At 35.3% G+C, this 7,646-nt stretch carries 7 protein-coding genes; 1 reads left to right on the top strand and 6 read right to left on the bottom strand.

Annotated elements, in window-relative coordinates; all coding sequences use genetic code 11:
- Positions 1-421 precede the first annotated feature (421 nt).
- The gene (locus tag ADJ83_RS16675) at positions 422-1,651 is read left to right on the top strand and encodes an IS110 family transposase (RefSeq protein ID WP_031540352.1); all 1,230 of its coding nucleotides are present in this window, start codon (positions 422-424) and stop codon (positions 1,649-1,651) included.
- A 182-nt stretch (positions 1,652-1,833) separates the two neighbouring features.
- On the opposite strand, the gene ADJ83_RS16670 is transcribed toward ADJ83_RS16675, so the two are convergent.
- The 6 genes from ADJ83_RS16670 to ADJ83_RS16645 all read right to left on the bottom strand — a co-directional run.
- A complete protein-coding gene (locus ADJ83_RS16670; protein ID WP_026675560.1) occupies positions 1,834-2,079 on the bottom strand; it encodes a hypothetical protein in 246 nt (81 codons plus the stop codon).
- Positions 2,072-2,494 (bottom strand): recombinase family protein, encoded by a 423-nt coding sequence (locus tag ADJ83_RS16665; protein ID WP_031536980.1) that lies wholly within the window; start codon positions 2,492-2,494, stop codon positions 2,072-2,074. Before ADJ83_RS16665 ends, ADJ83_RS16670 begins: the two co-directional genes overlap by 8 nt.
- A gap of 55 nt (positions 2,495-2,549) precedes the next feature.
- Positions 2,550-2,936 (bottom strand): hypothetical protein, encoded by a 387-nt coding sequence (locus tag ADJ83_RS16660; RefSeq protein WP_031536981.1) that lies wholly within the window; start codon positions 2,934-2,936, stop codon positions 2,550-2,552.
- Between the two features lie 1,066 nt (positions 2,937-4,002).
- The gene (locus ADJ83_RS16655; RefSeq protein WP_026675557.1) at positions 4,003-4,824 is read right to left on the bottom strand and encodes a tyrosine-type recombinase/integrase; all 822 of its coding nucleotides are present in this window, start codon (positions 4,822-4,824) and stop codon (positions 4,003-4,005) included.
- Between the two features lie 186 nt (positions 4,825-5,010).
- Positions 5,011-5,268: a hypothetical protein gene (locus tag ADJ83_RS16650; protein WP_031536982.1), complete on the bottom strand. Its 258-nt coding sequence runs from the start codon at positions 5,266-5,268 to the stop codon at positions 5,011-5,013.
- A gap of 179 nt (positions 5,269-5,447) precedes the next feature.
- Positions 5,448-7,646 (bottom strand): Tn3 family transposase (locus tag ADJ83_RS16645; RefSeq protein ID WP_048718465.1); only part of this gene is annotated, 2,199 nt, incomplete at its 5' end.

Below are 7,646 nucleotides of genomic sequence, written 5' to 3'. Positions count from 1 at the left end.
ATCTCCTCGTATAGTAAGTTTATAGTCCTCTTTCGAGGTAATTTCCAATTAAAATATTGTTCTTTGATAATTCTATAGATGTTAGTTCAGATAGTGGGGGGCTAGCCCCCCACTATCTGAAAAAGTTTTCCAAAGGGTGGACTTTTCGTGATGTCCCTAGATAATGGTCTTAGGATCATTTGGGGGATTTCTATCATCTCCTGTAGCTTTGACTACTACAAAAGTCTGTCTCCCCAGTCCTTGTTCGAACTTCTAACCCGCAGGCTGTTCCCTTTGGCAGCCCATGCTGGAAGTTGCAGCTTCCAGGCAGCTCATGGACCAAAGTGAGTTCTAATACGCGAGGGTGATTGACCGACAAGTACACTGGGGATATCCCGAAGAGTCCTTCCCTTGATCCTAGATTGAAAGGAGGTTAGCCACCATGAAATTATTTGTTGGAATAGACGTTAGCTCTCAAGATATGAAAGCTTGTGTCATGAATTTTGAAGGAGAAGCATTAACTGCTCTCACTGTTGACAACAATTTGACTGGGGCATCTTATCTGAAAGATCAGATTGTCAAGATAGCCCAAAGTAACTCAATTTCCGAGATTCAAATCGGGATGGAGGCCACTTCAGTCTATAGTTGGCATCCTGCTATGTTTTTTCACGAGGATGAATCTCTTAAAGAATTTAAAACAACAGTCTTTACTATTAATCCAAAACTAATTAAAAAATTTAAAGAGTCATATGTTGACCTGGATAAAACAGACCAAGTCGATGCTTGGATTATTGCAGATCGCTTACGGTTTGGACGTCTTCCACTAACGGCGGTGATGCAGGAACAATTTATTGCTCTTCAAAGGTTGACAAGAATGAGATATCATCTCGTTCACAACCTAACGCGAGAAAAGCAATATTTTCTGCAACACTTATTTTATAAGTGTAGTTCCTTTACGACTGAAGTGGATAGTTCGGTTTTTGGAAATGCCATGTTAGAGCTATTTCTTGAACAATATAGCTTAGATGAAATTAGCTCAATGGATCTTCAAGAACTTGCGAATTATCTTCAAGATAAGGGCAAAAATCGCTTTACTGACGCCGAGTGTGTGGCGAAATCCATTCAAAAGGCTGCGAGATCTTCCTACCGATTATCAAAGTGTGTGGAAGATTCTATCGACCTATTATTAGGGACTTCAATAGAGTCCATCCGTAGTATAACTAAACAGATTAAAGAACTTGACAAAGCCATCCAAAAGCTTCTAGAAGGTATCCCTAATACCTTACAGACGATTCCAGGAATAGGCCCAGTCTATACCGCTGGTATTTTAGCCGAAATTGGACAAATTGATCGCTTTGATAACCAAGCTTCCATTGCCAAATATAGTGGACTTACATGGTCCAAGAATCAATCAGGAAAGTTCCAAGCTGAGGAAACCAAAATGATACGTTCAGGAAATAGATTTCTTCGTTATTACCTTGTTGAAGCTGCCAACTCGGTTCAACGAAATGAACCTGAATTTCGGGCATACTACCTGAAAAAATATCGTGAGGTTCCTAAGCATCAACACAAAAGAGCACTCGTCTTAACGGCAAGAAAACTTGTGCGGTTGGTCGATGCGCTGCTACGCAACGATCAAGTCTACACGCCAAGAAGGAAGGTGAATAACTAAAGGATAAAACATCCTAAATCCTTCAATATTTTCCAGTAAATGGTTTAATATCTTACTGGGTTTCTTAAGTATTGTCTTTTTTAGGTATTGGTTGGCTTACAATTTCCAATTCCTTAGATTTTGGTACTTGACATATTACCGCAGGACTTTTCTTATACTTGTATGTGAAGCCATAGTTCATTCTAATGTGGAAATCGAGGAACATTCTCTAGGAACATTAAATCGACAAATTCTGAGTTAATCCTTAATGAATCCTTACTTAAAGGTTTTAATACTACATACCACATAATGCATTCTGGATTTTCTTTATCATAAATTTCAGCAAGGATATAAACTACCTCACCTTCTTTAAAGCAAACATCAGCACCCGCTATTTGAATCCCGAAACTTGAATTAATTACTCCAACATGAAATTTATCGTTATTCATATAAATAACCTCTTTCTAGTCTAGGTAGTTGAAAATCTCTATCTGCGAAATCTTTAAAAAGGTTTTCAAAATAACTTCTTTCAATATTTATTGATGAAAGTACAATCAACTCAATCCCTTTTTCCTTCAATAATTTTAAGAAATGATAAAGTTCTTCATTGTCTCTACTCAATTCATGCAAATATGAGAGTATGATATAGTCAATTTCTCCACTATCGACGTAATCGATTAGTTTACAACCACCATTACGCGTTACTAATGGAGAATATCCACTTTCTCGATCATCAAGAATCTTTTCGACTAGAATTCCTTTATTGGTGCAATAATTTACAATTGCATTACTTCGTTGCAAACCTCCATCTTCTAATGAAGCAAACCTTACATATCCTACTGCTGTTTTTAACTGTTCCAACATAAAAACTCCTCCTTTTTTAAATCTATATTTTTATTCAAAATCCATCTTGAATCTCTTAGAAAGGTATTCCATCAAATTCGTATGCTTCCTCAGGAATCTCTGGACTATTTACATAAAACATTGAGATTTTTCCAAAGTGAGGAACTTCCAATAAATCATCATATCCATCATCATAATAACTCTCTGAAAGTACTGGTAATAGAACATGGTCAATCCTTCTGTCTTCTGATACTCTTCTTTTAAAATCCTTGAAAGTTGGTCTATATGCAGCGTTGAGTAATTGATATTCAGTTAATTCTTCACTAATATCGTGATACACAGCATGTAACGAGTAGTTCTTATTATTGCAATATTCGTAAAGCGCTTTGTACATATCACTTATAACTTGCCAGTTTGATTCATTTAAATTAACCATAAAGTAACCTACTGCTATTTTTTTCACTAAAATTCCCCCTTTTCATTAAGGAGATTCCGTGGTAATATATAATTACCATAAATAGAATCACCTATATAACACCAAATAATAGTTTTGCTTAGAGTTGCCCACGCCAATGACGCAACAATAAGTAACGGTTAGTAGCAATCATGTTTTACTTTTATTAACCACCTCCTTTAAAGTGCAATTACCTTACTTTTAGGTAGTATAGCACCTTTATCAAAAGACCAAATCGGTATGTCATAAGATATCTGTGACGAATTTATTTGGGCTATCGTCTCCTATTACTGATGGTTACATACTCTTCTATAATATCGAGTCCACCTTCATATATTTCTCCCTCACTTATAATAATGTTTTCTACCGCGCTAGCAACATTATTATATAATTCAACTGTTTTATCTCATTGATCTCCCATATGTTGTAACATCTTAGTTGCCTTAATTGTTATACCTAGAAGCGTTTTTGAATTTTGATCATCAAAATTCATATAAATTGTTGGTTTTCCCATTAAAACTTCCCCCTTTTTAAATCCCTAAATTTTTCTCATATAACAAATCCCCTTGCAAAAAAATTGTTAATAGATAATTTTCTAACTTGATTTTGATTATAAAAGACCCTTGATACGCTTGTAAACCCACTTCTCTATGATTTGAATTGGCGGCAAAATCGTAGATAAATATTTAATTATATTAAAATAATATACAAGTTAGATTAAAAATGCATTATCTGCATAACCCTGCCTTTTTATCTATGAAATGATATTATTGTTCGTTCATAGATAACCTTTCACAAAATTGTCACATTTTGATATTTAATAAAAATGGTCAAACAGCAAAAATTACTGTTTGACCATTTTATGTCCTAGAAAGGGCTAGCAAAAGAAATTTGTCTAAGTTACACCTTGGAGAGGAACACATTCAGGATTTTAAAGGGGAATAATTGTCCTGATATACCTACACTTCTATATGAAATAGCATAACCCTTTATTTATGGCAAAGTATTATAGTAATTTTATTAGCCATTATAATAATTGATCTCAAATATTAATGATTAATAAAACTAGTAAAGGTCACCTAGTCCAAATTTCTTCTACTGCAATCTGTTTGTCCTCAGGAGTAGGAGCAGAATATCTAAGTATCATGTCAGCGCTTGAATGTCCACTTAAAGATTGGATTACGCTGATATCCTGTCCACTTCGAACTAATCCTGTTATAAAAGTATGTCTTAAAGCATGAACATTGAAACCCTGCTTTTCTATTAAATATTGCACTGTTCTAACACTTATTCTTTTACCTCTATTTGATAGAAATAGTGCTTCTTCATTGTCAGACCTTTCTTCAAGATATTTAACTAATGCTCTTCGTGCTTCTTTATTAAGTGGAACTGTTCTCTGTTTGTTTCCTTTTCCTTTAATTACAGTAACCTGACCTTTTCTCTCACTTACTTCGATATCTGATATATCTAAGGCAACCAATTCAGAAAGCCGTAAACCTGTATTTAACAATACTTGTAGAATAGCCATATCTCTTTTATTCTCAGTTCTATCAATTTCTCGTATCAACCTATTCAATTCTAACCTGTCTAGTGCTTTAGGGGCCTCATTTTTATAGTTAGTAGGTTTAACAACCGAAATATCTTCTATTGTATTCACTTGTTGAGACCATTTGCTATACTTCTTAATCGCATTCCAAATTTTATTTACTGTTGCTGGGCTCTTGCGTCTACTCACTAAATAATCAATGTATTGTTGAACGTCGCTTCTCGCGTAATTTGATAAATCTGCTCCAGCCCCTTCCAACCAATCACTAAATTGCTTAATTGAGTGAACATAAGTCTTAATTGTCTGTTCTGATTTTCCTCTCAGTGCTTCTTCTACAAATTGGTTAATCATATTCTCTCCTCCAGATTTTTTGGCATAAATAATTCTATGCAATATTTTTTTACTGTTATTTGCCATAATTCATTTCCTTTTTACTGTTATTTTGTTAACTAATTGCATGGAATACCTATTCTATGCAAATATTCTACGAAATTGCTATAGAAAAAATAATGTCCATATACAAACTGAAGCACAGCTTCAGTTTGTATATGCAAAAAATGAAATAACAAAACTACCAAATATCCACATTGAGCAAAAACCAATTAACATACCAAACGTGATTTCTCCAACCATCTTATTCTTTTGAAGAAGCCATTTGATAATTACACAGCCAATCAATAAAATAATCACAGAAAAGAATGACCAGCGGAAAGCAATTTCTAACCAACTGATAAATTCTCCAAATAGTTCTTTAGCTTCTAAAATATCTTGCTGAAGATCAACCCAATTTTTCATTTGTAAGCACACTCCTTTTTTGAATTATATAGTTCATCTTGTTTGTTTCTTTTCTAAAACCTTCTATAATAAGTTTTACTTGGGGTCCTACCAACAAAACGCGGAAAACATACGCTAAGAGAAATTCCGAGGTAAAAAGGCCGATTTTTCCTACGCTAAGGAATCATCGGCCTTTAATATTATTGAAGAAGAGGGCGTAGGGAATGTAGACTTGTTACTTTTCTTGCATCAAAGTTGTATTCACCAAGAAAATTAATGTGTTCCCATCCTAATGGAGAAATATGTTTAAGTAAGTCTTCTCTCAAATTCCCTTTTTCCTTCAATAGTTTTGTTGCTTCTGTAAGATAAACGGTATTCCATACACTAATGGCATTAATTAGAATGTTTAAAGCACTTGCACGTTGTAGCTGGTCTTGTATTCCTCGTTCCCGCAACTCACCTCGTTTTCCAAAGAATAAGGCTCTCGCTAACCCATTCATCGCTTCTCCTTTATTTAGTCCCCGTTGAATTCGACGGCGTAGTGTTTCGTTAGATATGTAATCCAAAATAAAAATGGTCTTTTCGATTCTCCCCATTTCTCGCAAAGTAGTTGCAAGTTTATTTTGTCTCGCATACGACCCTAATTTCCCCATCATAAGTGAACCGGACACTTTTCCTTCTCGAATAGAATGAGCTACACGTAATACGTCATCGAAATTCTCTTGAATAATTTTTGTATTAATACGACCACGGAGTATATTTTCTAATTTATGGAATTCACTTGGCGTTTGGATCGTGAATAGCTTAGAGTCAGCTAAATCACGTAGCCTTGGTGCAAAACGAAATCCTAGTAAATGACTCAATCCAAATACTGAGTCGGCGTAGCCAGCTGTATCTGTAAAATGCTCTTCAATATTTAAATCTGTCTCATGATGAAGTAATCCATCAATAACGTGGACAGCATCACGAGCATTAGTATTAATGACTTTCGTATAAAAACTTGAAAATTGATCACTGGTAAATCGATAAATGGTTGCCCCTTTTCCAGACCCATAGTGTGGATTGGCATCGGCATGTAACGATGAAACACCAACCTGTACGCGCATTCCATCAGAAGAAGAGGTACTTCCATCTCCCCAATAGGAAGCTAGTTTAAGCTTATGTTGAAAATTTACTAATGTCGCTTGTGCACGACTTATAGCATCATCAAATAAACGCCATTGTGCTGCATTAGCCATTTGATGATAAGTAACTCCTGGTGTCGCTTCTGCCATTTTAGTAAGTCCTATGTTAGTTCCCATCGCCATGAGAGCAGCCATGAGAACAACTTTTTCCTCTCCCTTTGGCGGGCGATTGGTTGAGGCATGTATCAACATTTCGTCAAATCCTGTCCAGTGTGCTACCTCCATTAAAAGATCAGTGAGCTTTATTCTTGGCAACATATTATATAAAGACAGGCTAAAAGCTCTCGCTTCTTCGGGTGTATTCTTCTCCAAACGGTCCAATCGGATCTTAGCCTTTTCGATAGTTACTCCTTCTAAAGAATCAAGATTATTTGAAACCCATGTAAGGCGTTGAGCTAGTGACTTTCTTCTTTCCTCAAGATATTCATCTGCCGATGAACGAACGGCTAGTTTAGTATCCGTAAGACGAGTTGTTGTCCAATCTTCTTTAGGAACAAGATACTCTTCAAAATCTTTATGAAGTCTACTACCGACTACGGATATGTCGCCTGAACGAATATGATTTTTCAACTCTGTTAGTGCAGCCATCTCGTAATAGTGTCGGTTAATTATTCCATCATCACCATAAACATGCTTCTTCCAACGTTTAGGAATAAAATCTACCGGGGCATCATTTGGAATTTTTCTTTTACCAGATTCATTCATTTCATTTAGCGTCTTTAAGGCTTGCAATAGTGGCTCTGTACCTTGTGTAGAACGAAATTCAAAAGACTTAAGAAAAGTAGGAGTATATTTTCTTAGATAAGAAAAACGATTTTCTAACAAATCTAGATAATCGTAATCCATCGGTCGGGCTAATTTTTGAGCTTCTTCGACGGAAGAAACAATTTTATCCCACGGCATAATCTTTTCAATAGCATTAAATGGATCAAGCCCTTCATTTCGTGCTTGGATAAGTGCTGAACCAATATCTGCAAAATGTACGACTTTTTCATTCACTGCTTTTCCATTTTCTTTTTGCATTTCTTCTTGTGTTTTACGTCCTTTTGATTGCAAGATCATCATTTGTCGATCATGAATTTCAATTGCTTGGTCAATTAAATCCTGACTATGAGTCACAAGATATGCCACGAGAATTGCATATTTCTTTTTTTCTTTAAACCTTCGAAATGAGTGTGGTTCATACCTTGCTCCAATACGAGATAATTGAAGTAA

Origin of the sequence: Bacillus sp. 522_BSPC, assembly GCF_001076885.1 — a bacterium.
GTDB classification, from domain to species: domain Bacteria; phylum Bacillota; class Bacilli; order Bacillales; family Cytobacillaceae; genus Niallia; species Niallia hominis.
The sequence above is the reverse complement of the archived record's forward strand: the minus strand, read 5'-3'. Positions and strand labels throughout refer to the sequence as shown.